The organism is Rhizobium sp. KNZ2-6A (assembly GCF_056755475.1).
The window spans coordinates 204,509-227,787 of record NZ_JBNDIC010000001.1; the positions used below are offsets into that span (position 1 = coordinate 204,509).

A 23,279-nucleotide genomic window follows, 5' to 3' on the forward strand; every position below is an offset into this window, starting at 1 on the left:
ATTAATGCTGAAAGGCTTGGCACATATGATCAGAAACTCCCTCGTTCGTCTCCTGCTGGTGCTGGCAGGTCTGACCGCAGCGTTCGCTACTCCGGCCTATGCCGTGGTCGAGCTCAACATCAACAAGGGCAACGTCCAGCCGATGCCGATCGCTATCACCGACCTTCTGTCGAATGATACGCTCGGCCCGCAGATCTCGGGCGTGATCGCCGCCGACCTGCAGCGCTCTGGTCTGTTCGCGCCGATCAACAAGCAGGCCTTCATCGAGAAGATCACCAATCCGGATTCGACCCCGCGCTTCCAGGACTGGACCTCGATCAATGCCCAGGCTTTGGTGACTGGCCGCGTGACGCAGGAAGGTGGTCGCCTTCGTGCCGAGTTCCGCCTGTGGGACACGTTCGGCAACAGCCAGATGATCGGCCAGCAGTTTTTCGCCCAGCCGGATAACTGGCGCCGCGTCGCCCATATCATTGCCGATGCAATCTATCAGAAGATCACCGGCGAGAAGGGCTATTTCGATACCCGCGTCGTTTTCGTCGCCGAAAGCGGCCCGAAGACGGCCCGCAAGACGCAGCTCGGCATCATGGACCAGGATGGCGCCAATGTGCGCATGCTGACCGACGGCAGCGATCTGGTGCTGACGCCGCGGTTCTCGCCGAACCGGCAGGAAGTGACCTACATGTCCTTCGCCAATCAGCAGCCGCGCGTCTATCTGCTGCAGCTGCAGACGGGCCAGCGCGAACTGGTCGGCAACTTCCCCGGCATGACCTTCTCGCCGCGCTTCTCGCCGGATGGCCAGCGTGTCATCATGAGCCTGCAGCAGGAAGGCAATGCCAACATTTATACGATGGACCTGCGTTCTCGCACGACGACGCGCCTGACCTCGACGGCCGCGATCGACACTTCGCCGTCCTATTCGCCCGACGGCTCGCAAGTCGCCTTCGAAAGCGACCGCGGCGGAAAGCCGCAGATCTACGTAATGGGTGCCGACGGCTCCAACCAGCGCCGCATTTCCTTCGGTGACGGTTCGTACTCCACGCCGGTCTGGTCGCCGCGCGGCGATCTCATCGCCTTCACCAAGCAGTCCGGCGGAAGCTTCTCCATCGGCGTCATGAAGACGGACGGTTCGGGGGAACGCCTGCTGACCACGGGCTTCCATAACGAAGGCCCGACCTGGGCACCGAACGGCCGCGTCATCATGTTCTTCCGCCAGCCCGCCGGCTCCGGCGGCCCGCAGCTCTATTCGATCGACCTGACCGGCTATAACGAACAGAAGATCCCGACGCCTGGCTTCGCTTCCGACCCGGCATGGTCGCCGCTTCTCGAGTAGTGAAGGGCTCGCCACTTTATCGCCGCAAAGTCCTGTGAGTGGACCCTTTCGGGACGATTTTAGGACATCATTAACCATATTTGTTGAAATCGCATTAACCGAACCCGGTTACAGTCTGGCAACCCTGATAGAGACTTAAGGAGAGACCGGCCATGAGCCGCATCGCAACCCCGGCCGTTGGCCACATGCAGAACCTCGCCCGCAACCCGATCATGATCGCGCTTTTCGTTGGCCTTTCTCTGGCTGGCTGCGCTTCCAAGAAGGGCCTGCCGAACGATGCCAACGGTCTCGGCCTGAACGGTGCCGGCAATGCAACTCCGGGTTCGCCGCAGGACTTCACGGTCAATGTCGGCGATCGCATCTTCTTCGACACCGACAGCACCTCGATCCGTTCGGACGCCGGCCAGACGCTCGACCGTCAGGCTCAGTGGCTCGCTCGCTATCCGAACTACGCGATCACCGTCGAAGGCCACGCCGACGAGCGCGGCACGCGCGAATACAACCTGGCACTCGGTGCCCGCCGCGCAGCCGCTACCCGTGACTATCTCGCTTCGCGCGGCGTTCCGGCCAAGCGCATGAAGACGATCTCCTACGGCAAGGAACGTCCGGTCGCGACCTGCGACGACATTTCCTGCTGGTCGCAGAACCGCCGCGCTGTCACCGTGCTCAACGGCGCCGGTTCCTGATAGGTCAAAAGCCAGTCGAGAATGAGTAAAGGCGGCCTCCCGGCCGCCTTTACTTTTTTGACCACACTTTGGCCGAACTCCGTTGCTTTTTGAGAGCAATTGTAAAAATCTCCTGTTCGAGCCCTTGGCCCGAAGAATCAATGAGACAGGACGATCCATATGAGAAAACTTGTCGTGGCGAGCATGCTTTGTCTCGCTGCCTTTGCAGGTAGTGAGCGCGATGCTTCTGCCTTGTCGCTGTTTGGAATCCACCTCGGAGGCCGCGATGCTTCCGCGCAGTCGGCTTCCAGCAATGCGTATCAGAGACAAGCGCAATACGGCCAGGCACCGGTCGTCAATGTTCAAAACAGTGATGCCGAAGTTCGCCTGCAGCGGCTCGAAGACCAGATGCGCCAGCTGAACGGTCGCGTCGAGGAAATGAGCTATCAGCTGTTGCAGATGCAGGAACAGATCCGCAAGGCGCAGGAAGACAACGAATTCCGCTTCCAGCAGCTCGAAAAGCGCGGCGGCAGTGCTCCGGCCGCGGGCGGTGCGATGAAGAAGAGCGAGGCCGATGTTCCCGCGTCGGGCTCCGGCGGCCAGCAGCAGGATGATATTGCCGGCGTCATCGGTGATTCGCAGAACAATGATGTCGCTTCCCAACAGGGGAGCGGCGCGGGCAAGCCGCCGAGCCAGCTTGGTTCGATCCAGTTCGACCCGGGCGGCAAACAGGTCGGCTCCTCCATGTCGGGGGCCAGCAATGGCTCGGGCGCGCCGCCGAGTGCCGGCTCGGGAACGCAGACCGCTTCCCTCGGCAATGAAGGCGATCAATATAAGGCTGCCTACGGCCATGTCCTGTCGGGCGACTACAGCGTGGCCGAACAGGAATTCCGCCAATATCTCGACAGCTATCCGAGCAGCGCGCGGGCTGCGGATGCGAATTTCTGGCTCGGAGAGGCGCTCTACTCGCAGGGCAAGTATAATGATGCCGCCAAAACCTTCCTCAATGCGCATCAGAAATATAGCAGCTCCGAGAAGGCACCCGAAATGCTCCTGAAGCTCGGCATGTCGCTTGCCGCCCTTGATAACAAGGACACGGCCTGCGCCACGCTTCGCGAAGTGACCAAGCGCTACCCGAAGGCCTCGAAAGCCGTGACCGGCAAGGTCGCCAGCGAAGAGAAGCGGCTTGCCTGCTGACCGCCATGTCTACTGACGCTGTGACCGGCGGTGCCACAGCCCTCATGCCAGAAGCCGCCGCGACGGAATTCCTACAGTCCTTATCGACGCCTGCTCACATTCTGGTTGCCGTTTCCGGCGGCAGCGATTCCATCGGGCTTCTGATTGCCCTGGACGAGCGGCTGAAATCCTATTCCCGCAGAGATATCACCCTGAGCGCCGCGACCATCGACCATGGCTTGCGTGCCGCCGCGGCGGACGAAGCGCGAGAGGTCGCAGCACTCTGCGCGTCGCGCGGCATTTCCCATTTTACCCGTCGCTGGCAGGGTGAAAAGCCTGCAACCGGCATTATGGCCGCGGCGCGCGAGGCCCGCTATGAATTGCTCGCCGGTCTCGCCGAGGAGATTTCGGCCAATATCATCGTCACGGCACACACCATGGATGATCAGCGCGAGACCATGGTCATGCGCGGCAAGCGCCGGCTGGAGGAGGTGGACGGTCCTAGCACCGGCATCGCCGATGCGGTGTTGTTTGACCGGCGCATCTGGATTGTCAGGCCATTTCTCACCTGTCGGCGGATGGACATCAGAGCCTGGCTCACGATGCGCGGCATATCCTGGCTCGATGACCCCAGCAACGCGGATATGAGATACGAGCGCGTGCGTACGCGCATGGAACTTGAAGCGGATCCGGCGGGATCGCTCTCGGGGGATGGCGGTGCCGGCCGCGCCGCACTGTCCGGGAAAGCGGCCGCATGGCTGGACGAACACGTCACCATCCATGCGAATGCGCTTTGTGTTATCGATCGATCCGGCCTTTCGGTGGACAAAGCCGTCGTCACCTATGCCCTGTCCTACCTTGCCGCCGTCTTCGGTGGCAGGGCTTACGCGCCGGGACGTGCGCAAATGGAGCGTGTTCTCGAATTTGTGAACGGCGGGAATCCCGGCCGGCGCACGGCTGGCGGCGTGGTCTTCGACCTGCGCCGCGATGGGCTTTACCTCATGCGGGAAAGCCGCAATATCGCACCGATATCGGTTCCACCAGGCAAAAAGGCCAATTGGGATGGCCGCTTCGAGATCAGCAATTTGGGCCGGGCGCTCGTCAACGTGCGCGCCGCCGGAATGGAGAATATAACGATTTTTCCATCGAATCTGCCGAAAGGGGCCGTGCAGCGCGCCGGCGCAGCGATGCCGCTGATTGCGACGGAAGCGGGGACAAAGGCAGCGTCGGTTGCGGTCGTGCCCTATCTTGCGCCTTTCGACCGCTTTTTGACACGATTCGACCTCACATTCGCAGATCGGCTCTCAATCGCTTTTGGCCGTGAAGCCTATATGCGGCCGCCGCTTTCGGTCCTATAGACGGAAAAAACATGCGGCGATGCGGTTTGCCTTGGCAACGGCTTGGCGCAACCCTATGTTAGGGATCAAGTAATGCCGTCGCTTAAGCGGCGGAAGTTTCAGTGCTGGGGAGTTCGATGAACCCTAATTTTCGTAATTTCGCTCTGTGGGCAATCATAGCCTTGCTACTGATTGCTCTGTTCAGCATGTTCCAGAACGCGCCGGCACAAACAGGCTCCAGGGAAGTTCCGTATTCGCAGTTCCTTCGGGAAGTTGATTCCGGCCGCGTCCGCGACGTGACCGTTACGGGCAACCGCATCATCGGCAGCTATGTCGAAGGCAGTTCGGCCTTCCAGACCTACGCTCCGGTCATCGATGACAGCCTGCTTGAACGCCTGCAGTCCAAGAACGTCACCGTTGCCGCCCGTCCGGAATCGGACGGTTCCTCGAGCTTCCTGAGCTATCTCGGCACGCTGCTGCCGATGCTCCTGATCCTCGGCGTCTGGCTGTTCTTCATGCGGCAGATGCAGGGAGGCTCGCGCGGCGCGATGGGCTTCGGCAAGTCCAAAGCCAAACTTTTGACGGAAGCGCATGGCCGCGTCACCTTCGATGACGTCGCCGGTGTTGACGAAGCCAAGCAGGATCTGGAGGAAATCGTCGAGTTCCTGCGCGATCCGCAGAAGTTCCAGCGCCTCGGCGGCCGTATTCCGCGCGGCGTTCTGCTTGTGGGACCTCCCGGTACGGGTAAGACGCTTCTGGCGCGCGCCATTGCCGGCGAAGCCAATGTGCCGTTCTTCACCATCTCCGGTTCCGATTTCGTCGAAATGTTCGTTGGCGTCGGCGCAAGCCGTGTGCGCGATATGTTCGAGCAGGCGAAGAAGAATGCGCCCTGCATCATCTTCATCGACGAAATCGACGCCGTCGGTCGCCATCGCGGCGCCGGTCTCGGCGGCGGTAACGATGAGCGCGAACAGACGCTCAACCAGTTGCTGGTCGAGATGGACGGCTTCGAGGCCAATGAAGGCATTATCCTGATCGCCGCCACCAACCGTCCTGACGTTCTCGACCCGGCGCTGCTGCGTCCGGGCCGTTTCGACCGCCAGGTCGTGGTGCCGAACCCGGATATCGTCGGCCGCGAGCGCATCCTCAAAGTGCATGCCCGCAACGTTCCGCTGGCTCCGAACGTCGATCTCAAGGTTCTGGCACGCGGTACGCCCGGCTTCTCCGGTGCCGATCTGATGAACCTCGTCAACGAAGCCGCCCTGATGGCCGCCCGCCGCAACAAGCGCCTGGTCACCATGCAGGAATTCGAAGACGCCAAGGACAAGATCATGATGGGCGCCGAGCGCCGCTCTTCGGCAATGACCGAGGCGGAAAAGAAGCTCACCGCCTACCACGAAGCCGGTCACGCCATTACCGCGCTCAATGTCGCCATCGCCGATCCCCTGCACAAGGCAACCATCATTCCGCGCGGCCGTGCACTCGGCATGGTCATGCAGCTCCCCGAGGGCGATCGCTACTCGATGAGCTACAAGTGGATGGTCTCGCGCCTCTGCATCATGATGGGCGGCCGCGTTGCCGAGGAACTGACCTTCGGCAAGGAGAATATCACCTCGGGCGCATCTTCCGATATCGAGCAGGCGACCAAGCTTGCCCGTGCGATGGTGACCCAGTGGGGCTTCTCCGATGAACTCGGACAGGTCGCCTACGGCGAGAACCAGCAGGAAGTCTTCCTCGGTCACTCCGTTTCGCAGTCGAAAAATGTGTCGGAAGCCACGGCGCAGAAGATCGATAACGAGGTGCGCCGCCTGATCGATGAAGCCTATCGTGAAGCCAAGGATATCCTCACTTCGAAGCACGATGAGTTCGTGACCCTGGCGGAAGGCCTGCTCGAATACGAGACGCTGACCGGCGAGGAGATCAAGGCGCTCATCCGCGGTGAAAAGCCCGCGCGCGACCTCGGCGACGACACGCCGCCGAGCCGCGGCTCGGCCGTTCCGAAGACCGGCGCCAAGAAGGATGGTTCGCTCGGTGCTAAGGGTGACGAGCCGGAAGGCGGCTTCGAACCGCAGCCGCGCTGACGGAACGAGGTGCTTATATCTCGATATGCGAAAGGCCAGCGCCTTGAGAAGGGAGCTGGCCTTTTGCTTTCGGTATGGCAAGGGTGACGCTGCTAGAGCAGCCCGGCGATACACAATCGTCGTAGGCGGGGAAGTAATATGGGCAGTTTATGTTGTGAATTGGAATATTGTCCGTCTCCACCTAATGCGGTTTTTTAGTGCTTATTAATGGTAACGCGTTGTAATAGGCGGTCTCGGTAATTTAAGTGCCGAGTTTTACAATCTGTGGCAAGAGCCACAGGCATCGATGCTCGAAGCGTCTCTGGATTCAGAGCAGTGTTTCCGATGCCGCTGCATGTCTCGCGAAGATGCAGCAACGACAGGAGTGCATATGAAACGTCGCTATTTCGGAACTGACGGAATTCGCGGTCAATCCAACATCTATCCGATGACGCCGGATCTTGCCATGCGCGTGGGTATCGCCGCCGGCACGATCTTCCATCGTGGTAGTCACCGTCACCGCGTCGTCATCGGCAAGGACACACGCCTTTCCGGCTATATGCTGGAAAACGCAATGGTGGCGGGCTTCACCGCGGCCGGCGTCGATGCCTTCGTTCTCGGTCCCATTCCGACGCCTGCCGTCGCCATGCTGACGCGTTCGCTGCGTGCCGACATCGGCGTCATGATTTCCGCTTCGCACAACCCTTACGAAGACAACGGCATCAAGCTTTTCGGGCCGGACGGCTACAAGCTGTCCGACGATCTTGAAATGAAGATCGAGGATCTGCTCGACAAGGACATGACCGAGCATCTTGCCAAGGCTGAGAATATCGGCCGCGCCAAGCGTATCGATGGCGTGCATGACCGCTATATCGAGCATGCCAAGCGCACGCTGCCGCGTGACGTCACGCTGCAAGGCCTGCGCATCGCCATCGACTGCGCCAACGGCGCCGCCTACAAGGTTGCCCCGGCCGCCCTTTGGGAACTCGGCGCCGACGTCGTGACCATCGGTAACGAGCCGAACGGTATGAATATCAACCTGAATTGCGGCTCCACCAGCCCTGTCGCCCTGCAGAAGAAGGTGGATGAAGTGCGCGCCGATATCGGCATCGCGCTGGACGGTGACGCCGACCGCGTCATCATCGTCGACGAGACCGGCACGATCATCGATGGCGACCAGCTGATGGCTGCCATCGCGGAGAGCTGGGCCGATAGCCAGACGCTGCGCGGCAACGGCATCGTGGCGACCGTCATGTCCAATCTCGGCCTTGAGCGTTTCCTGGAAGAGCGCGGCATGTCGCTCGCCCGCACTGCCGTCGGCGACCGCTATGTCGTCGAGCATATGCGTCAGCACAATTACAATGTCGGCGGCGAGCAATCGGGCCATATCGTGCTGTCCGATTATGGCACGACGGGCGATGGGCTCGTGGCCGCTCTGCAGATCCTTGCCTCGGTGAAACGCACCGGCAAGCCCGTCAGCGAAGTCTGCCGGCGTTTCGAGCCCGTGCCGCAGCTGCTGCGCAATGTTCGCATTGCCGGCGGCAAGCCCCTGGAGGACATTCAGGTGCGGCAGGCAATCGCCGATGCGGAAAGCGAACTTGCCCGCAACGGCCGCCTGGTCATCCGCCCTTCCGGCACTGAGCCCCTGATCCGGGTCATGGCGGAAGGCGACGATCGCGGCCAGATCGAGCGTATCGTCGGCGGATTGATCGACGTGATTTCGAGCGTCCGCTCGGCAGCCTGAGGCTGGAAATACCGGATCTTCAAATCTGTGGCCGTCTCATCGAGGCGGCCATTTTGTTTTCCGCCGGTGAGGCCAGGGCGGCTTACTGGAACATTTCGCCGGGATAGGCGCCCCAGAGTTTTTCCTGCCTGACATAGCCTCTTGCCGTATGGTTCTTTACCGAAACACGGCACCAGGTTCCGCTACAGGATTGCAGCGAAACCAGGACGCGGGGCTGCAGCTCCGCAACTGCCCGAGCGGCCGGATTGGGGTCTGCGCGCAGCATGGCATTCTTGCTTAGCCAGGGTGCGATCAGTGCCGTGCGAGTGCCGGAGAGCAGGGCGCTATGCATCCAGCCGGTGACCCCGGCGTCGTCGCGGACCTGCCGCCAATGGCCATATTCGTCGATGATCTCCAGGGGCAGGCCGGGTTTCGTATAGATCCATTTGGTTGTGTAGATGGTCGATGGCCCCACGCGCATGCGTGCCTTTTGAGTTCTCAGCGAAACATAGCGAGGGATCGGCAATCCCGTTTCACGACCCTTGTTCCATGCGGTGGCCGCGACTGGCTTTATCGGCATCGCGCCGGCCAGAGCAGCCTGGCTCAGGAAGAGGATAAAGAGCCCCAGGCAGGCCCATATTTTCCGATGGCAAGTCAAAGACTTCCTCCTGAGTTAGCTTCCCGGCCATCGCACTGTAATGGCGCTATTCTTGCCAATTCTTTAAAAATCCGGGGCTCTACGGCGCCCGGGATGCATGTCCTCACGAAGAAGGGAGGAGGTGAAACGGCCGCATCTCATTCTCTTTATTGTAAAATCATCAATTTCTAATATATTAAATAAAGTATAGTCTCTGAATAAACAGGGTAAATATTCGTAGTTAATCAGGTTTTAACTCATTTTCATCATTATCCCTGTCATGTCTTTTCGATTGGCAAGCATCTGCTGTGCCAAGGCAAGAAATTTGGAGCCAAAGCGATGATGAAATCCATAATAGGAGCACTTGCCACTTTGCTTGTCGGCACGTCGGCCTTTTCCGCTGATCTCTATACACCGGAACCGGTCCAGCCGGCGCCGGAGGTGACCGTCGCCCAATCCAGCGGCTGGTACCTGCGCGGCGATGTCGGCTATGCCTTCACGAAGCTGCGCGGCGCCAACTATTTCCAGGGCTCCAACTCAAGCCTGGTCGATTTCGATAGGGGAACGCTCGGCGACAACTTCACACTCGGCGGCGGTGTCGGTTATCAGATCAACAACTACCTGCGCACGGACTTGACGTTCGACTATCTCTTCAAGTCCGACTTCAAGGGTTCGACAAAAGGCAATTGCGGCGGCTGCGGTCCGGACTTCACCTCCGTTCCGGCAACGTCCCGCGACGTGGCATCCTTGACGGCCTTCAGCTTGCTTGCCAACGCTTATGTCGATCTCGGCACCTACGGCATCTTCACGCCCTATGTCGGTGGTGGTCTCGGCGGCACCTACGTCAAGTGGAGCAATCTGAAGAACACGTCCTGCTCGGACGCCAATCCGGACTCCTGCGATGGGTCGGTTACGCATAACGGCCGCGGCAGCTGGCGCTTCACCTACGCGCTGATGGCTGGTACCTCCATCGATCTGAGCTGCAATCTCAAGGCCGATGTCGGCTATCGCTATCGTCATATCCAGGGCGGCGACATGTTCGGTTTCGCTGAAAATGGCGGCCCCGGCTACGACAAGGGCCTGAACCTGCACGAAGCCCGCATCGGTGCCCGTTACACCTTCGGCGGCTGCGAGACGGCAAGCTACATGCCACCGGCCGATATTCCGCCTCAGCCGGTCTACAAATAAGCGTAGTTCGCGCAAGTCTTTGAAAAGCCGTCCGGTTTCCGCCGGGCGGTTTTTTCTTTTCTCTCCCCCGTTAAGCAATTCTTCCACGCTTTAAAGCTTCATTAACCATGAATTCCCTATGGTTAATGAAATGAGAATGGCGGCTTTTCCGCAGGGTTTCTTCTCTGCTGGGCTTGCAGGGAAGCGAGGGCCGACCGATTCGACGCGCGGGCATTCGCCCGAGGATGGAAGGCGAGGGGTAATGATCCGTTTTGACGCTTTGGCGCTGGCTGCAGCGATGGCAGGCGCATCGGCGGGCGTTGCTCTTGCGGGCGATACGCCGCCGGAAATCAAGGTGCCCGAGGTCAGCGTCCCCGAGGTCAGCGTCAAGGATGCGAAGGGATGGTATGTCCGCGGTGATGTCGGTTATGCCGTCAATGCCAGCCGCAGCAACACAAGATTCCGCGCTTACGATCCAGCCGGTGGCGACTACAGTTCGAGCCGCTTCGATTCCAGCCGCTTCGGCGGCGATTTCTCCGGCGGCCTGGGTGTCGGCTATCAATTCAACGACCTGTTTCGCGCCGATGTCACGGGAGATTTCTTCAGCGGCGATTTCGACGGCCGTGTCTCCAGCAATTCGTCCTGCTTTGGCGGCGCCGCGGGCACCGGTTGCTCCACAAGGGCGCATTCCTCCTTCAGGGCCGGTAGCCTGATGGTCAACGGCTACGTCGATCTCGGAACGCTTGCCGGCTTTACGCCCTATGTCGGTGCGGGTCTGGGCGCGACGCGCGTCTCGTGGAGCAGCGTCAATGCCGTCGGCTCCTGCGTGGACGGTGCTTCCGGCTGCGGTGGCGCGGCTTCGGTCAGCGCGCGCTATCCGGGCGACAGCGACTGGCGCATGACCTATGCGCTGATGGCGGGCGTCGCCTATGAAGTCGCGCCGAATATCAAGGTCGACCTTGGTTATCGCTTCTCCCACGTCGCCGGCGGAGACATGTTCGGCTCTTCCGCCGCCGATTCGGCTGCGGGCGGCACGATGGGCCGTGACGGCGCGCTCTCGCGCCACGAAATCCGCATCGGGCTCAGGATCACGACCTGGTAGGCTCGAGGTCAGAGCGGTTCAGCTTTTCACGGAATCCCTGAGTCGCCCTATTTCTTTATTTCCTGGCAATTCCGGGCGGAAAATCGCTGCGCATTTTTCCTGGAATTGCCCTATGGCGTCGTCAGCACGTAGTTGATACGGCGAAAGAAATCCAAGGTACGGAAGATGTGGGCGGGTATGCGCCGCCACGCGGAAGACTTGGCAGCGCGATAATCGCGGCGCCAGCCGATCATGGTGGTTCGCTGCAATCGGCTGAAGCCGGCGATATTGGCGCGTGTGCTGAAGATCGAGATCTGCATGTCCCAGCCCCGCTCGACGGCTACGTCCCAAGGCAACGACATGATCGCCAGCGATTTGACGATTTTCTCGGCGCCGCGGCGCGTGACGAGATAGCAGGCCGTCGAACCCTGTGGGCCGAAAAGGCAGCGACCGACGATGTCTCCCTTCCGGCTGCGCATCGTGGCACGGAAGCCGTTCCAGCGGTGGTTGACGAGCTTGATCAGGTCGGCGGTGGGGGCGGCATCCTTTGCGGCTATGGCGCGCGCCAGGAAATCGGCGTCCAGCGCGACATCGTCCTCGATGATGATGGCCATTGCGTCGTCGCTCGCAAGAAACCGACGCAGTGCCAAAAGGTGGCTGCGATAGCAGCCATATTCACCGGGCAGGATAGTCCGGCCGTGGCGGCGCTGGAAACGATCATGGTCCACATCGGTCCATTGGTCGCGCGGGATGAGGGCGCCGTCGACGCCGTCGATGCGTTCGAATCGGAAGCCGAATTCATCGCTCTGCCGTCGGATCTCCGCCAACCTCTCCGTCGCGCGATCTATATTGATCAGATAGACCGGCACGGTCTGTGCTGGCATGAACGGGGTTTCGGCGAGCGCAGTTAGTGACATTGAGCACACTTGTTATTTCTATCGGCGCGACCGGGGGGCGCCAAGCCTTATATGATTGTGCTTCGGCATAAAAACCAGTTTTTCTATGGCCAAATTTGGCTGAATTTCATTGTGCGGAACTTACGCACCATCAAACTTTTCGCACGACTCTGTGATCGAGCGCCATCCGCAAATTTTACTATTGCGCTTGCGCTCGGCTTCTCATATACCCGGCGGCGGGACACTCCTCCCCAACGAGGAGCTTTCTATCTGAGAGGATAGCATCATGACTAAGCTCGCCAAGCCGGACATCCGTCCGAATAATACTCATTTCTCTTCTGGTCCATGCTCGAAGCGTCCAGGTTGGACACTTAATGCTCTTTCCGATGCGGCCCTTGGCCGTTCGCACCGCGCGAAGGTCGGCAAGGTAAAGCTGAAGCAGGCCATTGATCTCACCCGCGAAATTCTGGAAGTGCCGGCGGATTACCGCATCGGCATCGTGCCGGCTTCCGATACCGGCGCCGTCGAGATGGCGCTTTGGTCGCTGCTCGGCGAACGCGGCGTCGACATGCTCGCCTGGGAAAGCTTCGGTGCAGGCTGGGTTACCGATGTCGTCAAGCAGCTGAAGCTCAAGGACGTCCGCAAGCTTGAAGCCGGCTACGGCGAGCTGCCCGATCTTTCCGCTGTCGATTTCGACCGCGATGTGGTCTTCACCTGGAACGGCACCACCTCGGGCGTCCGCGTTCCGAACGCCGATTTCATTCCCGCCGACCGCAAGGGCCTGACGATCTGCGACGCCACCTCGGCCGCCTTCGCTCAGAACCTCGATTTTGCCAAGCTCGACGTCGTCACCTTCTCCTGGCAGAAGGTTCTGGGCGGCGAGGGCGCGCATGGCATCATCATCCTGTCGCCGCGCGCCGTCGAGCGCCTGACGACCTATCAGCCGGCCTGGCCGCTGCCGAAGATTTTCCGCATGACCAGCGGCGGCAAGCTGATCGAAGGCATCTTTACCGGCGAGACGATCAACACGCCTTCGATGCTCTGCGTCGAAGACTATATCGACGCTCTCCTCTGGGCCAAGGACCTCGGCGGTCTCAAGGCGCTGGTCGGCCGTGCCGATGCCAATGCCAAGGTCATCCATGACTTCGTTGCCGCCAACGGCTGGATCGCCAATCTCGCCGTCAAGGCGGAGACGGAATCCAACACCTCCGTGTGCCTGAAGATCGTCGACAAGGATATCGTCGCTCTCGATGCCGATGGCCAGGCGAATTTCGCCAAGGGCCTGGTTGCACTGCTTGAGAAGGAAGGCGTCGCCTATGACGTCGGCCATTACCGCGATGCGCCGTCAGGCCTGCGCATCTGGGCAGGTGCAACGATCGAAGCTTCCGACATGCAGAAGCTGATGCCCTGGCTTGCCTGGGCTTTCGAAACGCAGAAGGCGACGCTCTCCCAGGCTGCTGCCTGAGGCTTTGAGCGTTCATGGCTCCGCCGAAAAGGCGGAGCCCAGCATCCCGAAATTCTCGTTGTTTTCACGCAATTCCATACGGAAAGCCGTTTCGTACCTTTCCCGGATTGCTCGTCGTAGCTGACCCTTTTCAGGAGGCCTCAATGGCACCTCGCGTTCTCGTATCCGACGAACTGTCGGAAACCGCCGTCCAGATCTTCCGCGATCGCGGCGTCGAAGTCGATTTCCAGCCGCAGCTTGGCAAGGACAAGGACAAGCTGTTCGAAATCATCGGTAATTATGATGGCCTTGCCATCCGTTCCGCCACCAAGGTGACCGAGAAGATCATCGAAGGGGCCAAGAACCTCAAGGTCGTCGGCCGCGCCGGCATCGGTGTCGACAATGTCGATATTCCGGCCGCCTCGCGCCGCGGTATCATCGTCATGAACACGCCGTTCGGCAACTCGATCACGACCGCCGAGCATGCCATCGCGCTGATGTTTGCCGTCGCCCGCCAGCTTCCGTCTGCCGATGCCTCGACCCAGGCCGGCAAGTGGGAAAAGTCGAAGTTCATGGGTGTCGAAATCACCGGCAAGACGCTCGGCATCATCGGTGCCGGCAATATCGGCTCCATCGTGATTGCCCGCGCCATCGGCCTGAAGATGCACGTCGTTGCCTATGACCCGTTCCTCTCCAAGGAGCGCGCCGAGGAAATGGGCGTGACCAAGGTCGAGCTCGACGAGCTTTTCGCCCGCGCCGATTTCATCACGCTGCACGTGCCGCTGACCGACAAGACCCGCAACATCATCGACGCGAGCGCGATCGCCAAGATGAAGCAGGGCGTGCGTATCATCAACTGCGCCCGTGGCGGCCTGGTCGATGAGGCAGCCCTTGCCGCCGCCATCAAGTCTGGTCATGTCGCCGGCGCCGCCTTCGACGTCTTCGAAGTCGAGCCCGCCAAGGAAAGCCCGCTCTTCGGCCTGCCGAACGTCGTCTGCACGCCGCATCTCGGCGCCTCCACAACGGAAGCGCAGGAAAACGTCGCCCTGCAGGTCGCAGAGCAGATGGCGGACTATCTCGTAAAGGGCGCTGTCTCGAATGCCATCAACATGCCCTCGATCACCGCCGAGGAAGCGCCGATCCTGAAGCCGTTCATCAAGCTTGCCGATGTTCTCGGCGCCTTTGTCGGCCAGGTTACGGACGATCCGATCAAGGAGATCGAGATCCTTTATGATGGCGTCACCGCCAACATGAACACCAAGGCTTTGACGAGCGCGCTGCTTGCCGGCCTGATCCGCAATCAGGTTGCCGACGTCAACATGGTTTCGGCGCCGATCATGATCAAGGAAAAGGGCATCGTGCTCGCCGAAGTCAAGCGCGACAAGACCGGCGTCTATGACGGCTACATCAAGCTGACGGTGACCACCGACAGCATGACGCGCTCCGTTGCAGGCACCGTCTTCTCGGATGGCAAGCCGCGCTTCATCCAGATCAAGGGCATCAATCTTGACGCCGATGTCGGCAACCACATGATCTATATCGCCAACACCGACGTTCCCGGCATGATCGGCTTCATCGGCACGACGCTCGGCTCGGCCGGCGTCAACATCGCCAACTTCCAGCTCGGACGCGACAAGCAGGGCGGCGATGCCATCGCATTGCTCTATGTCGACGGCCCGCTCAGCGATGACGTGCTTGCCAAGCTGACGGCGCATCAGGCGATCCGTCAGGCAAAGCCGCTGGTGTTTGCCGTCGACTGAACCTGTCCGCCTTCAAAGGGCGGCAGCCACATACTTCGCTCCTCCCAAGAGCCAATCCGGAAGCCCGGCGCGAGGCAAGTTGCGCGGGGCTTCCTTCATGATTGCAAGGGTTGTGGATAAGGTCAGCCTGTGGACTATCGAGGCCGATGAAACGCGCCTATTTCTTTGTCATGGAGGCATTGCGGAAGAATATTTTCGGGGAAGGGATGGGCACGCCGATCGAGTGGCTGGCCAAACCCGCTTCCGTGGCGATCGTATTGTTTGCGCGGGCCATCACCGCCGTCCGGGCGATCTGGCCCGAGAGCGGCATGCAAACCCGCCGCTGCGTCTATTTCGCCAATCATTCCAGCCATGGCGATTTCATTCTGATCTGGACTGTCCTACCGCCGCGATTGCGCCGGCGCGTGCGCCCCGTGGCGGGTGCCGATTATTGGCTGAAATCGCCGCTGAACAGCTTCATCGGCCGCGACGTTTTCAATGCCGTACTGATCGAGCGGGATCGCGAGGCGCGCAAGGAGGATCCGGTCACGCAGATGACCCAGGCGCTCGATGCCGGTTCTTCGCTGATCCTGTTTCCGGAGGGCACCCGTAATCTGACCGAGCAGCCGCTGCAGCCGTTCAAGAGCGGGCTTTTCCATCTTGCCCAGGCACGTCCGGATATCGATCTCATTCCTGTCTGGATCGACAATCTCAATCGCGTCATGCCGAAGGGCGAGTTCGTGCCTATTCCGCTGATCTGTACCGTTACCTTCGGCGAGGCGCTGCATATCGGCGAGGCCGAGGAGAAGGCGCAGTTCCTGGCGAGAGCTGAAGCAGCGTTGCTGGCGCTGGCGCCGAAGCGGGCGGGAGATTGAGCATGAGTGCGGCAAGCGCCGATCTGATCCATCTTGTTCTCGGCATTTTCGGCGTCCTGATCGTTGCCTCCATCATCGGCTATGTGCTGGAACAGCGCCTGTCGCCCGACGGATCGAACGCCGCAATCGAAAACCTGAATGCGCGCATCAAGGCCTGGTGGGTGATGGTGGTGCTGATCGGCATCGCTTTTGTGGCTGGCCGCGCCGGCGTCATCCTGCTTTTCGCCTTCTGCTCCTTTGCGGCACTGCGCGAATTCGTGACGCTGATCAACACGAAGCGGGCGGATCACTGGGCGGTCGCCGCGGCCTTCTTCGTGGCCTTGCCGGTGCAATATTACCTGCTCTGGGCCGAGGAATACGGCATCTATTCGATCTTCATCCCCGTCTACGCCTTCCTTTTCATGCCGATCATCGCGGTATTGCGCGGCGATACCGAGCGGTTTCTGGTGCGCATCGCCGAGGTGCAATGGGCGCTGATGATCTGTGTCTTCTGCGCCTCGCATGTGCCGGCGCTGCTGACCCTGCATATTCCCGGCTATGAAGGCCGCAACGTGCTGCTGATCGCCTTTCTGGTGATCGTCGTGCAGCTCAGCGATGTCCTGCAATATGTCTGGGGCAAGCTTTTCGGGAAAACCAAGATCGCGCCGCGGCTTTCGCCGTCGAAGACGGTGGAGGGCTTTGTCGGCGGCGTGATCAGTGCTTCGTTGATCGGGGCGGCGCTCTGGTGGGTGACGCCGTTCACGCCGCGGCAGGCCGGCTTGCTCGCCTTCGTCATCACGATCATGGGCTTTTTCGGCGGGCTCGTGATGTCGGCGATCAAGCGGGATCGCGGCGTCAAGGATTGGGGCCATCTCATCGAGGGGCATGGCGGGCTGATCGACCGGCTGGACTCGGTCGTCTTTTCCGCGCCGATCTTCTTCCATCTCGTGCGCTTCTGGTGGTCGCTGTCATGAGCGGGAAGCTGAAAGCGCTTGCCGGCAGCAGTATCGTGCATGTGCTTTTCGCATTCCTTGCCATGGGCAGCTGGGCCGTTTTCGCCAATCGCATGCACCCGATGCCGCGCCCTTTGATATCAGGCTTCGTGCAAGGCGTGCTTTCGGGTTGTCTGACGCTGTTCCTGAAATCCGTGGTCGAGGCTTTGTCGAGGCGGTTCAGCGGCTTTGCGCGCCTTTGGGCGCCGCCGCTGATCGCCTGTCTGGGCTCCGCGACCATCCTGATCGTCATCCACGCGCTGAGCGGTACACCGGAGATCCTGAAGACCATCGCCGTGCCGCTGCTGGTCTCCTCCAGCTATGCGGCGATCTACAATTATTCGATATCAGGCGGAAGGCTGCGAGATCATGAGGGGTGAGGGGCCATGACAGGCGAGGGCCAGGCAGGCAAGGGAACTGGCGACAGGCGGCCGCTGGCGAGCCGCAACACGCGATGGGCGCAGACGCTGGCGCGGCGCATGACCGCGCTTTCGGTGACGCCGAACCGGATATCGCAGGCAAGCATGCTGATGGCAGCGCTGGCGGGGGCCTCGTTCTGGCTCTCCGGCACCGCAGGTAGTGCCGGAATGCGTGTGGTCCTGCTGATCCTGGCAGCCTTGTTCTGCCAGCTGCGCCTGCTCTGCAACCTGTTTGACGGCATGGTGGCGGTCGAGGGCGGGAAGGGCGAGGCCGACGGGCCGTTCTGGAACGAATTCCCGGATCGTGTCGCCGATATCCTCATCTTTGCCGGCATCGGCTACGGCATCGCAATGCCGGGCCTCGGCTGGGCCGCCGCCGCTTTTGCTGTGCTGACGGCCTATGTCCGTGAACTCGGACGCGCCACCGGCAATCCCAGCGATTTCGGCGGGCCTATGGCCAAGCAGCATCGCATGGCGGTCGCCACGGGTGCCGCGCTCCTCTCCATTGTCGAAGCTTTTTGGAGCGGCGGCAATTGGATTTTGACGATCGCGCTTTGGGTCGTTGCCGCCGGATCGGCGGTGACAGTCCTGCGGCGCAGCCGCAATTTGATCCTGCATTTGAGGGCCAAGGGATGATTCGCACTTTTGCCGACCCCTTGCGCCGGATAGCGATCCTTTCTATATCCCTGCAGAAATAGGCGGGCTGCGGAGAGCGTGGCCCATTGCCCCGCATGAAAATTCGCCGCTTTTGCATGGCATCCGGCGGTTAAGAAGTATGATCCCAAAAAGTGTGCAGCGGTTTTTGGATCAGATCATGCGAAATCAAATAATGAGAGCGTGACGACGTTTCGAAGAAAAGTCACCCGCTCGGCAGCATCGAAGATCGTTCAAGACTGGCGGCAACGACCGTGAATACACTGGATTTTGACAAGAGGCCGGAAGATACCCGTGTCGTCGTCGCCATGTCGGGCGGTGTCGACAGCTCCGTCGTCGCCGGCATTTTGAAGCGGCAGGGTTATGATGTGCTCGGCATCACGCTGCAGCTCTACGATCATGGCGCTGCCGTGCATCGCGCCGGCTCCTGTTGCGCCGGCCAGGATATCGACGATGCACGCCGTGTCTGCGAAACCCTCGGCATCCCGCATTACGTGCTCGATTACGAAAAGCGCTTCCGCGAGACCGTCATCAATCCTTTCGCCGAGAGTTATGTGGCCGGCGAAACGCCGATCCCCTGCGTTGCCTGCAACCAGACGGTCAAGTTCGCCGATCTTCTGCTGACCGCCAAGGAGCTCGGCGCCGATGCGCTGGCGACCGGCCATTACATCCGCTCGCGTCCCAATCCATCCGCAGAGCACCCAAATCGCCGCGCCCTCTATCGCCCTGCCGATGCCGACCGCGACCAGAGCTATTTCCTCTTCGCGACGACGCAGGAGCAGATCGACTATCTGCGCTTTCCGCTCGGTGGCATGCCGAAGTCGGAGACGAGGGCGCTGGCCGAGGAAATGGGCCTCGTCGTCGCCAAGAAGGCTGACAGCCAGGACATCTGTTTCGTGCCGCAGGGCAAGTATTCCGACGTGATCGCCAAGCTGAAGCCAAATGCGGCGCTCGCCGGCGAGATCGTCCATCTCGACGGCCGCGTGCTCGGCCAGCACGAGGGCATCCTGCATTATACGATCGGCCAGCGCCGTGGCATCGGTGTTGCCACAGGCGAGCCACTCTATGTCGTCTATCTCGACGCCCGCTCGCGCCGCGTCATCGTCGGCCCGAAGGAGGCGCTGGAAACGCATCGCGTCTATCTGCGAGATGTGAACTGGCTGGGCGACGAGCCGCTTTCGCAGGCGGCTTCCGGCGACGGCTTTGCCTGCTTCGCCAAGGTTCGCTCCACCCGCGCGCCGTCTCCGGCCGTGCTGCATGCCGACGCCGGCGGTATCTATGTCGACCTTTCGGTCGGCGAGGCCGGTGTGGCGCCGGGTCAGGCCTGCGCGCTCTATTCCGCGCCGGGCGACGACGCCCGCGTCTATGGTGGCGGCTTCATCGAACGCTCGGAACGCGAGCCGATGGCGGAGGCTTCACTGAAGGCGTTGCTGGCAAGCCCGGTCGCGGCTTGAAGGACGAATGCGCCGCCTGACGAGAAAGCACTGATTTTTCCAAATCATCCGCTTGACACCAAGCCGAACCGCACCTTATAAGCCGCTCAACCGACGGGTCAGCGCTTTTCGAGCGGCGGTTCGTTTGACCTTTGCGTGTGATGTTCAGCATCAAACGCGGCGTGGCGGAGTAGCTCAGTAGGTCAGAGCAGAGGAATCATAATCCTTGTGTCGGGGGTTCAAATCCCTCCTCCGCTACCAAAATTCCAAGCAAAATCAAAAGCTTATTGGTTTTCTGAGGCGCGCTTTTCGCTGCAGATGGACAGGGCTGAGTTCAAGAGCCTGCCGAACCAATCCCCTTCGGGCCATCGAGACGGGTCATGTTCTCGTCCAAAGATCGCACAACCTCTATCATAGCGCTCAGCGCCGACATCATGAGCGCATGGTCATGACCTTCCGGGGATTGAGATAGAGCAAGAGCGCGCGTGTGAAGTTGTTGGTTAATCGAGTCGAGTCGGTCGATCGTGTCCTGGTTCATAGCCATCTCCTTTGCAAACAAACTGAACGGAGTGTCATATCTCCGGGAATGCTCCGAGCGTGGCATTTGTTCCGGTGGCGGGCTTCCGTCAAAGTGCGGGTGGGAGCCAAGGGGTCGGGTATCCTGGTTGCGAGGTGAGATCGCGATGTCGCCCACACGCCGATATGGCGGCATCGAAATTCTTGCCGTCCTTTCGAATGATTGTCGGAACCAAGAGACGCTACCTGCGTAAAGATAAGTGACAAGCTTTACTCGATCCTCATGTGGAACCGAGCACCTTGAGCCGCGCGAATTCGGGAAGGGGCGCGGCTTTCTATGACGACACCAAGAGAAACTTCGAAGGGAGTCCCTGATGTCGAGCTACAAGCTTCTGATTCTGTTCTTTCTATCCGCCGGCCTGCTGACCTGCATGATCGTGGTCGGCCTGCTTTCGCTGCATCAGTGAATTATCCAGCACGAGGCGAGAATCAGTCTCACACGAACTCAACGCCTATGCTGTTGATCTTTCGCCAGCGCACCTCGCAGGGCAGCAGCCTGTCGTCTGGAAATCGCAGGTTGAAGGTGTTTGGTACCGCGAGCGGGTTTTCGATGTGAATCATGGCGCCGGTATCGGACAGGTTTCTGACGATGCAATCAAAAACCGAATGTCCGTCGTTGAATATGATCTTTGCGCCGAGAAGCGTACGCTTTCGGAGGGATGCTCGACCTTCGGGGGAGAGTGCCGTCATCGCGTTGGCTCCCTGATTTCTATCTTTTACTAATGTGCCATGTTCTAATATCGAAGATATTAACGGGAAACCGTGAATTGCATGCGTTTCACGGGCCGGCCGGTGAAACGGCCGGCAAGGGCTCCGGGGAGGTTGGCATTCCTCGATCGCGGCCGAATATTTCCGACAAAGCCGGATAATCTAATTCTCCGGCGAACAAGTTGTCGTCATTGACGTTGTATTCCCAAACAGTCACCGCAAATCCGTGCAACATGTCTTGCAAGAAGAAACATGCTCTGGCACCGTGCCGCCATAGGGGATCGGGGTTTTCAATGAGACTGTTTTTGGCGGTGACCACTGCATTGGTGGTCGCCAATTCTGCACTGGCTGCCGATGATGCCGCGGACAATGCGTTCCGGGTCTGCAAAATGATCGACAATACCGGCTTGTTTACTACGCCGTGTCAGGTTTCCAGCCGGAAATACGCTGTCGTGGCGACGATAGATCTGCCGAGTGCCGACGCCAGGAAGGCATGCATGCAGATTGCCGGCGTGGTTTCCTCCAAGGGATTTCATTTCCCCAGCGGCGAATGGACCGTGCAGATCAAGTCGCCGACCAGCGGCGACAAATCGATCGCATTCTGCAGATTGCCGAAATAGCGGGGTCAGGCCGACGCGTTCAGCTCTTCCTCGGCAAAGGCAAGCTGCAGTTCCATCTGGACTGCGTGCATATAAAGGCCGGCCTGCCGCGAGATTTCGTCGTCTTCCACTCCCTGTTCCCGCAGGACGGCGGCAAAGCTTGCCATTTCCGAACGCCAGAAGCGGTTTGCCGCCTCGCCATTTAGCTGCTGAAGGGCTGCGGCACACCGCCTGACATCACTGGTACGCCTGTCGGCCGGGAATGGTAGAAGCGACATATTCTCTCCGTCATTGGCAGGGCGAATCGCCTGCCTCTGTTGGCAAAGATCGCCGGCACTGGTTCACAAAAAGTGAATAATGTCAGAGAGATCCCGCATACGGCGGGAAGGGCGTGGTGATTTTATTGCAATACGGATATGCCTGCTTCCCGGGCGGCCTTGATCAAGGCCTCCCTCACAGCCTCGGGCGGGACGGCGCCAAGCATCGCTTCAAGGCAGATGCGCACCGCGGCGACATAATCCTCGCCATGCTCGACCGGCCAATGTTCCAACAGCAGTTCAGCAACCTGATGTACTGAATTGACGCGGCGCTGTCCGCCGTTTTCTCCGATCACCAGCGTGATAGCCGGAAATGGTCGTAAAGTGTCTCGTTTCAACACGCATTACCTCCGAAACGTACTTGCTTCGGTAACGTTGCAAAAAGCATTCCGGATCGAACGGCTTTCGGCTGGCGTTTATCGAGCTGGTTTCGTTTGTCCACGGAGAGTGGCATGAACGCCGGCTGCCTACGGGGTTTTACGCATCAGCCGGCTCCCGCCGCGATACTTGCAGGCCCGCAACAGCACTCCACCACCACCGCGTCACATGGTCGAGGTCTCGTCTATTGGTGCTACGCCTGACGGATCAGAGTGGATGCCGCCGAAAAGCTCCGCTTCTCCAAGTCGGCGAGGTGTTCAAGATAGGCCTAATCCAATACGTCGGCCTCGATGCAGGCTTCGACGAACATCCTCCTGGCCCTCTCGCAGAGAAGGGGATCATCGTTGGCGGCAAGGCAAAGGCTCCGGGCCGACTTGTATTTCTCGCCTCTGATGGCAGGCCAACGAAAAAGGAGGTAGCTGTGGGCTTCTTCTGGACTTCGAATTGCTTCCGGCATGCCATAGCCGATTCGTAGATAAACGGGCTCGGGCCAGCGGACCTCGCCAGTATTAAAAGTCACGGTCATTTTCAATGGTGCTCCGACATTGTGATCGAAACTCCCATCGCGGCAAAAAGTTTCGCAATTTACGAAAAATCGATCGCGGCTATTTGCGGAGAGCGCTGCGGCCTGGCGGCGCGAAAGCCGGCGCAGGGCAAGGCCAGCGTCAAGGTTGCGCAGACCAGTTGATGCCCCATCAGATGGAGGGGCAGGCAGCCATTTCGCGCGCGAACGAGTACGGAAGAGTGCGGTAAATTCTATTGAATCACGGGAATTTCGAGGGGGACTCCGGCCTCCGCCGCCGCTATGACAAAGCTGCTGCGCGCCTCCAGCGGTTGTCCCTGACCCCTCTCGACATCGGCACAGATTTGCAGAGCCATCATGAATGCCTTGCCCTCCGCCACAGGCCAGGCATTCAGCAACATGTCCAACGCTTCCTTCGTGCTGGTGACCGTATAAATTTTTCCGGTACGCTTGCAGATGACCATGATGGGATAATTCCAGTCTTTATTATTCATGGTACGAGGCTCCGATCCGATGCCGCCGAATTAACGCTGTGCTGCGCGAAATCTCAAGTTAATTTCAAGACGATATC

General features: G+C 60.0%; 24 protein-coding genes and 1 tRNA gene. 17 read left to right on the forward strand and 8 right to left on the reverse strand.

The genetic code is table 11. The features are described 5' to 3' along the window. The first annotated feature begins 25 nt into the window (after nt 1–25). From tolB to glmM, 6 genes are all read left to right on the forward strand, one after another. Nucleotides 26–1,330, forward strand: coding sequence for a Tol-Pal system beta propeller repeat protein TolB (gene tolB, locus ACPYOP_RS00995; protein ID WP_481408520.1), 1,305 nt, complete (start codon nt 26–28; stop codon nt 1,328–1,330). Nucleotides 1,331–1,482: 152 nt separating this feature from the next. Next, nucleotides 1,483–2,016 carry a peptidoglycan-associated lipoprotein Pal gene (gene pal / locus ACPYOP_RS01000; RefSeq protein ID WP_120664904.1) on the forward strand — a complete coding sequence of 178 codons (534 nt, stop codon included), beginning with the start codon at nt 1,483–1,485 and terminating at the stop codon, nt 2,014–2,016. Nucleotides 2,017–2,175: 159 nt separating this feature from the next. Then, nucleotides 2,176–3,192 carry a tol-pal system protein YbgF gene (gene ybgF, locus ACPYOP_RS01005; protein WP_481408521.1) on the forward strand — a complete coding sequence of 339 codons (1,017 nt, stop codon included), beginning with the start codon at nt 2,176–2,178 and terminating at the stop codon, nt 3,190–3,192. Between the two features lie 5 nt (nt 3,193–3,197). Further along, the gene (tilS, locus tag ACPYOP_RS01010; protein WP_481408522.1) at nt 3,198–4,529 is read left to right on the forward strand and encodes a tRNA lysidine(34) synthetase TilS; all 1,332 of its coding nucleotides are present in this window, start codon (nt 3,198–3,200) and stop codon (nt 4,527–4,529) included. A gap of 116 nt (nt 4,530–4,645) precedes the next feature. Continuing rightward, the gene (gene ftsH, locus ACPYOP_RS01015; RefSeq protein WP_481408523.1) at nt 4,646–6,589 is read left to right on the forward strand and encodes an ATP-dependent zinc metalloprotease FtsH; all 1,944 of its coding nucleotides are present in this window, start codon (nt 4,646–4,648) and stop codon (nt 6,587–6,589) included. A 370-nt stretch (nt 6,590–6,959) separates the two neighbouring features. Then, on the forward strand, nt 6,960–8,312 hold the full coding sequence (gene glmM, locus ACPYOP_RS01020) for a phosphoglucosamine mutase (RefSeq protein ID WP_481408524.1): 1,353 nt from the start codon (nt 6,960–6,962) through the stop codon (nt 8,310–8,312). Nucleotides 8,313–8,394: 82 nt separating this feature from the next. Here glmM and ACPYOP_RS01025 read toward each other — a convergent pair whose 3' ends face one another. Then, nucleotides 8,395–8,949 carry an SH3 domain-containing protein gene (locus ACPYOP_RS01025; RefSeq protein WP_481408525.1) on the reverse strand — a complete coding sequence of 185 codons (555 nt, stop codon included), beginning with the start codon at nt 8,947–8,949 and terminating at the stop codon, nt 8,395–8,397. Between the two features lie 318 nt (nt 8,950–9,267). Here ACPYOP_RS01025 and ACPYOP_RS01030 point away from each other — a divergent pair, with 318 nt between their 5' ends. Further along, complete coding sequence (locus ACPYOP_RS01030; protein WP_481408526.1) at nt 9,268–10,116, forward strand: outer membrane protein; 849 nt, start codon at nt 9,268–9,270, stop codon at nt 10,114–10,116. Nucleotides 10,117–10,357: 241 nt separating this feature from the next. After that, nucleotides 10,358–11,197 (forward strand): outer membrane protein, encoded by an 840-nt coding sequence (locus ACPYOP_RS01035; RefSeq protein WP_481408527.1) that lies wholly within the window; start codon nt 10,358–10,360, stop codon nt 11,195–11,197. A gap of 110 nt (nt 11,198–11,307) precedes the next feature. On the opposite strand, the gene ACPYOP_RS01040 is transcribed toward ACPYOP_RS01035, so the two are convergent. Next, nucleotides 11,308–12,093 carry a glycosyltransferase family 25 protein gene (locus ACPYOP_RS01040; RefSeq protein ID WP_481408528.1) on the reverse strand — a complete coding sequence of 262 codons (786 nt, stop codon included), beginning with the start codon at nt 12,091–12,093 and terminating at the stop codon, nt 11,308–11,310. A 265-nt stretch (nt 12,094–12,358) separates the two neighbouring features. Between ACPYOP_RS01040 and ACPYOP_RS01045 the strand changes: the two genes are divergently transcribed. The 8 genes from ACPYOP_RS01045 to ACPYOP_RS01080 all read left to right on the forward strand — a co-directional run bounded on the left by ACPYOP_RS01045 (nt 12,359) and on the right by ACPYOP_RS01080 (nt 19,868). Further along, nucleotides 12,359–13,537, forward strand: a complete 1,179-nt coding sequence (locus ACPYOP_RS01045; RefSeq protein ID WP_481408529.1) for a phosphoserine transaminase — start codon at nt 12,359–12,361, stop codon at nt 13,535–13,537. 143 nt (nt 13,538–13,680) lie between these two features. Further along, nucleotides 13,681–15,276: a phosphoglycerate dehydrogenase gene (gene serA, locus ACPYOP_RS01050; RefSeq protein ID WP_481408530.1), complete on the forward strand. Its 1,596-nt coding sequence runs from the start codon at nt 13,681–13,683 to the stop codon at nt 15,274–15,276. A gap of 206 nt (nt 15,277–15,482) precedes the next feature. Further along, complete coding sequence (locus tag ACPYOP_RS01055) at nt 15,483–16,130, forward strand: lysophospholipid acyltransferase family protein (RefSeq protein WP_481408619.1); 648 nt, start codon at nt 15,483–15,485, stop codon at nt 16,128–16,130. 2 nt (nt 16,131–16,132) lie between these two features. Beyond that, complete coding sequence (locus ACPYOP_RS01060; RefSeq protein ID WP_481408531.1) at nt 16,133–17,083, forward strand: phosphatidate cytidylyltransferase; 951 nt, start codon at nt 16,133–16,135, stop codon at nt 17,081–17,083. Next, nucleotides 17,080–17,481, forward strand: coding sequence for a hypothetical protein (locus ACPYOP_RS01065; protein WP_481408532.1), 402 nt, complete (start codon nt 17,080–17,082; stop codon nt 17,479–17,481). The genes ACPYOP_RS01060 and ACPYOP_RS01065 overlap by 4 nt, the downstream gene beginning before the upstream one ends. A 6-nt stretch (nt 17,482–17,487) precedes the next feature. Beyond that, nucleotides 17,488–18,156: a CDP-alcohol phosphatidyltransferase family protein gene (locus ACPYOP_RS01070; protein WP_481408533.1), complete on the forward strand. Its 669-nt coding sequence runs from the start codon at nt 17,488–17,490 to the stop codon at nt 18,154–18,156. 272 nt (nt 18,157–18,428) lie between these two features. Beyond that, nucleotides 18,429–19,628: a tRNA 2-thiouridine(34) synthase MnmA gene (gene mnmA, locus ACPYOP_RS01075; RefSeq protein ID WP_481408534.1), complete on the forward strand. Its 1,200-nt coding sequence runs from the start codon at nt 18,429–18,431 to the stop codon at nt 19,626–19,628. Nucleotides 19,629–19,791: 163 nt separating this feature from the next. After that, nucleotides 19,792–19,868 (forward strand) — tRNA-Met (locus tag ACPYOP_RS01080). A gap of 73 nt (nt 19,869–19,941) precedes the next feature. On the opposite strand, the gene ACPYOP_RS01085 is transcribed toward ACPYOP_RS01080, so the two are convergent. Both ACPYOP_RS01085 and ACPYOP_RS01090 read right to left on the reverse strand, forming a co-directional pair. Further along, nucleotides 19,942–20,145, reverse strand: coding sequence for a hypothetical protein (locus ACPYOP_RS01085; RefSeq protein WP_481408535.1), 204 nt, complete (start codon nt 20,143–20,145; stop codon nt 19,942–19,944). Nucleotides 20,146–20,618: 473 nt separating this feature from the next. After that, complete coding sequence (locus ACPYOP_RS01090) at nt 20,619–20,873, reverse strand: PilZ domain-containing protein (RefSeq protein ID WP_481408536.1); 255 nt, start codon at nt 20,871–20,873, stop codon at nt 20,619–20,621. 311 nt (nt 20,874–21,184) lie between these two features. Here ACPYOP_RS01090 and ACPYOP_RS01095 point away from each other — a divergent pair, with 311 nt between their 5' ends. After that, nucleotides 21,185–21,511 carry a hypothetical protein gene (locus ACPYOP_RS01095; protein ID WP_481408537.1) on the forward strand — a complete coding sequence of 109 codons (327 nt, stop codon included), beginning with the start codon at nt 21,185–21,187 and terminating at the stop codon, nt 21,509–21,511. 5 nt (nt 21,512–21,516) lie between these two features. On the opposite strand, the gene ACPYOP_RS01100 is transcribed toward ACPYOP_RS01095, so the two are convergent. The 4 genes from ACPYOP_RS01100 to ACPYOP_RS01115 form a co-directional block, all read right to left on the reverse strand. Then, nucleotides 21,517–21,768 carry a DUF6074 family protein gene (locus tag ACPYOP_RS01100; RefSeq protein ID WP_481408538.1) on the reverse strand — a complete coding sequence of 84 codons (252 nt, stop codon included), beginning with the start codon at nt 21,766–21,768 and terminating at the stop codon, nt 21,517–21,519. 122 nt (nt 21,769–21,890) lie between these two features. Next, nucleotides 21,891–22,148 (reverse strand): DUF982 domain-containing protein, encoded by a 258-nt coding sequence (locus tag ACPYOP_RS01105; RefSeq protein WP_246665302.1) that lies wholly within the window; start codon nt 22,146–22,148, stop codon nt 21,891–21,893. 305 nt (nt 22,149–22,453) lie between these two features. Continuing rightward, the gene (locus ACPYOP_RS01110; RefSeq protein ID WP_481408539.1) at nt 22,454–22,711 is read right to left on the reverse strand and encodes a DUF982 domain-containing protein; all 258 of its coding nucleotides are present in this window, start codon (nt 22,709–22,711) and stop codon (nt 22,454–22,456) included. Nucleotides 22,712–22,941: 230 nt separating this feature from the next. Beyond that, nucleotides 22,942–23,202: a DUF982 domain-containing protein gene (locus tag ACPYOP_RS01115; protein WP_481408540.1), complete on the reverse strand. Its 261-nt coding sequence runs from the start codon at nt 23,200–23,202 to the stop codon at nt 22,942–22,944. Between the last annotated feature and the right edge of the window lie 77 nt (nt 23,203–23,279).

Bases quoted from the DNA above. Each gene is read 5' to 3' on its own strand.
- tolB (WP_481408520.1), top strand. From the start codon at position 26: ATGATCAGAAACTCCCTCGTTCGTCTCCTGCTGGTGCTGGCAGGTCTG.
- pal (WP_120664904.1), top strand. From the start codon at position 1,483: ATGAGCCGCATCGCAACCCCGGCCGTTGGCCACATGCAGAACCTCGCC.
- ybgF (WP_481408521.1), top strand. From the start codon at position 2,176: ATGAGAAAACTTGTCGTGGCGAGCATGCTTTGTCTCGCTGCCTTTGCA.
- tilS (WP_481408522.1), top strand. From the start codon at position 3,198: ATGTCTACTGACGCTGTGACCGGCGGTGCCACAGCCCTCATGCCAGAA.
- ftsH (WP_481408523.1), top strand. From the start codon at position 4,646: ATGAACCCTAATTTTCGTAATTTCGCTCTGTGGGCAATCATAGCCTTG.
- glmM (WP_481408524.1), top strand. From the start codon at position 6,960: ATGAAACGTCGCTATTTCGGAACTGACGGAATTCGCGGTCAATCCAAC.
- ACPYOP_RS01030 (WP_481408526.1), top strand. From the start codon at position 9,268: ATGATGAAATCCATAATAGGAGCACTTGCCACTTTGCTTGTCGGCACG.
- ACPYOP_RS01035 (WP_481408527.1), top strand. From the start codon at position 10,358: ATGATCCGTTTTGACGCTTTGGCGCTGGCTGCAGCGATGGCAGGCGCA.
- ACPYOP_RS01040 (WP_481408528.1), bottom strand. From the start codon at position 12,093: ATGTCACTAACTGCGCTCGCCGAAACCCCGTTCATGCCAGCACAGACC.
- ACPYOP_RS01045 (WP_481408529.1), top strand. From the start codon at position 12,359: ATGACTAAGCTCGCCAAGCCGGACATCCGTCCGAATAATACTCATTTC.
- serA (WP_481408530.1), top strand. From the start codon at position 13,681: ATGGCACCTCGCGTTCTCGTATCCGACGAACTGTCGGAAACCGCCGTC.
- ACPYOP_RS01055 (WP_481408619.1), top strand. From the start codon at position 15,483: ATGGGCACGCCGATCGAGTGGCTGGCCAAACCCGCTTCCGTGGCGATC.
- ACPYOP_RS01060 (WP_481408531.1), top strand. From the start codon at position 16,133: ATGAGTGCGGCAAGCGCCGATCTGATCCATCTTGTTCTCGGCATTTTC.
- ACPYOP_RS01065 (WP_481408532.1), top strand. From the start codon at position 17,080: ATGAGCGGGAAGCTGAAAGCGCTTGCCGGCAGCAGTATCGTGCATGTG.
- ACPYOP_RS01070 (WP_481408533.1), top strand. From the start codon at position 17,488: ATGACAGGCGAGGGCCAGGCAGGCAAGGGAACTGGCGACAGGCGGCCG.
- ACPYOP_RS01085 (WP_481408535.1), bottom strand. From the start codon at position 20,145: ATGAACCAGGACACGATCGACCGACTCGACTCGATTAACCAACAACTT.
- ACPYOP_RS01090 (WP_481408536.1), bottom strand. From the start codon at position 20,873: ATGACGGCACTCTCCCCCGAAGGTCGAGCATCCCTCCGAAAGCGTACG.
- ACPYOP_RS01095 (WP_481408537.1), top strand. From the start codon at position 21,185: ATGAGACTGTTTTTGGCGGTGACCACTGCATTGGTGGTCGCCAATTCT.
- ACPYOP_RS01100 (WP_481408538.1), bottom strand. From the start codon at position 21,768: ATGTCGCTTCTACCATTCCCGGCCGACAGGCGTACCAGTGATGTCAGG.
- ACPYOP_RS01110 (WP_481408539.1), bottom strand. From the start codon at position 22,711: ATGACCGTGACTTTTAATACTGGCGAGGTCCGCTGGCCCGAGCCCGTT.
- ACPYOP_RS01115 (WP_481408540.1), bottom strand. From the start codon at position 23,202: ATGAATAATAAAGACTGGAATTATCCCATCATGGTCATCTGCAAGCGT.